The sequence below is a fragment of the Bacteroidota bacterium genome (assembly GCA_018831055.1).
In the GTDB taxonomy this organism is placed as follows: Bacteria; Bacteroidota; Bacteroidia; order Bacteroidales; family B18-G4; genus M55B132.
Genome location: JAHJRE010000166.1, coordinates 1 through 2,399 on the forward strand (window position 1 = coordinate 1; position 2,399 = coordinate 2,399).

Annotated in this window: 3 protein-coding genes; all 3 read left to right on the forward strand. The window is 43.3% G+C overall.

Annotated features, from left to right (window positions below):
• A partial coding sequence (locus KKA81_10795) for a T9SS type A sorting domain-containing protein (protein MBU2651411.1) occupies positions 1–789 on the forward strand: 789 nt, incomplete at its 5' end.
• Between the two features lie 109 nt (positions 790–898).
• Positions 899–1,150 (forward strand): hypothetical protein, encoded by a 252-nt coding sequence (locus KKA81_10800; GenBank protein ID MBU2651412.1) that lies wholly within the window; start codon positions 899–901, stop codon positions 1,148–1,150.
• 158 nt (positions 1,151–1,308) lie between these two features.
• The coding region (locus KKA81_10805) for a hypothetical protein (GenBank protein MBU2651413.1) at positions 1,309–2,399 on the forward strand (1,091 nt) is incomplete at its 3' end.

Sequence of the window (2,399 nt, forward strand, 5' to 3'; positions counted from 1 at the left end):
GGACAGGCATTCATGGTTCAGGCAGCAAGTAACAGTGCTACACTGTATTTCAATACCAGCATCCGCAAACATGGATTATCAACATTTTACAAAAACACCGAAAATGAGGATGTGGGTTATTTTACCCTTTACGTTACCAGTACTCAGGATCAATACAATAAAACCCGCTTTTACTTCAGGGATGGCATGACCAAAGGGCTGGATCCTTCCTATGATGTTGGAAAAATGAAGGGCAATCCTGACCTTGCCTTGTATTCAATACTTCTGCAGGATAACGGTAAACACTTTGCTGTTCAGGCCCTACCTTATTTCGAAAAAGATTATGCCGTGCCGGTAGGGATCGATGTTTCCCAGGAAGGACAATATACCTTTGAAGCAGGCGACATGGAGCAGATTCCTGATGATGTTTATATCTTCCTGGAAGATCTGAAAACAGGAAACATCACAGATCTGAAGAAAACCAATTCTTACACCTGTTTCCTGGGTGAAACCGGAAGCATTACCGGTCGCTTTGTGCTGCATTTTACCTTAAGTCCTTTCGGTGAAAAGGAGCTTCTGCAAGGTAATACCATTCAAATCCACGCGTATAATCATATAATCTCCATTTACAATCCTGAAGGGGAAAAAGGAACTCTTAGTGTTGTGAATATGCTTGGACAGCCGGTATTGCATACTGCACTGTCAGGAGATGAAAATCAGCAATTCATCCTGGAAACAGTAACAGGATATTACGTTGTGCATGTGGTTTCTGATGATATGATGATCAGCGAAAAGGTGTTTTTGCGTTAAACCAACATCTGAAGCTTCGTAGGGTATTAAAGAGAATTTCCAGTTAAATGGAAACTGAAGTGCAAGTTTCCGGCTTCATAAATTGATATATTTGAGGAAAATTAAACTTATGAAAAAGCTGTTACCTCTCTTATTTATGTCATTGATATTGAATTTCCTGAATGCTTATTCCCAGGAAATCGAGGTTCCTGAAAAGCTGAAAGAGAATATGTCGGTATTTAATGTTAAGGGAAGACAGGGGATACAGATCAACCAGGTGATTACCTTCGGAGATTTTCATACATCGAAAGTAAAGAAAGGCTGGACAAAAACCACTACCATTAAAGATGCAAATACCAGTTATAAGTCAGGCTTGTTTTAGCCTCCATATCTACTGCATTGCTTGTCAGACAGGATTTGTCGGAGTAGATGCCTAGGCAGATACATAAGATGAACGGGTATTTCGCATTAAGTTTTACTTTTTTGTTTTTGTACCTTTTTAATTATCTTTATCCAACCTTAACCACAAATCAAACCCTTATGAAACGTTTCACCGGATTTATCTGTTTAGCAGCATGCCTGCTGTTTGTTTTTCCTGAATTACATGCCCAGCCAAAACTTTGGGGTACCTTGCCTTATGGTGGCGGGGCGGCAGCAGGACTTGTTTATGAGATCAACCTTAGCGGCAACCAGATGTCGGATGTATATTCCTTCACGAAATTTGAAGGAAAACACTCACGCCGCGAGGTGCTTCTGGCGGATAATGATAAACTTTACGGCATCGCGGATGGCGGGTATGGACAGATCGGAAGTATTGTTTATGAATACGATCCTTCCACAGATGCTTATAATATAATTCATGATTTCTTTGACCCTGTTGTCTGGGTCGGCTATTTCGCCGGTAGTGGATACCTGATGCAAGCTTCAAACGGCCTGATTTATGGGTTTAATCAGAATGGCGGTATTAATCAGGACGGGCAGTTGTTTTCTTACGACCCAATAACGGGTGACTTTGATTACCTCGCAGATTTTGAAGAACTTACTACAGGCAGTAATCCCGTTGGTGCGCTTACAGAAGCATCCAACGGCTTGCTTTACGGGGTAACCACCGAAGGAGGTGTCTGCAATTTTGGTACCATCTTTTCCTACAATATTACTAGCGGGGCACTTTTGCAGGTACGTTGTTTTGACTGGGCCGACGGAGCCGATCCCCAGGATGGGATGATCAGGGCTTCCAATGGATTGCTGTATGGGATGACTTTTACCGGCGGGGGTTCCGGCGATGGCGTGATTTACAGCTTTGAACCCGGCACCGGCATATATACCCTGCTTCACGAATTCAATACGGCAGCTCATGGCGGCAAGCCTTATGGCGGGCTCTTCCAGGATTCAAACGGAGATCTTTACGGGATGACCAGCGCCGGGGGACTTCATGGATATGGAATACTTTTCAAATACGATATCGATATTAGTCTCTTCAGCATTAGGATCAATTTCGACGGGAATAACGGTCAGTACCCCAATGGAAGCCTCATTGAATCAGATGGGTTTCTTTACGGGATGACTAATGAAGGAGGGGTGGCCAGCGAGGGATTACTATTCCGCTATGACAGAGCCGCAAACTCAATCAC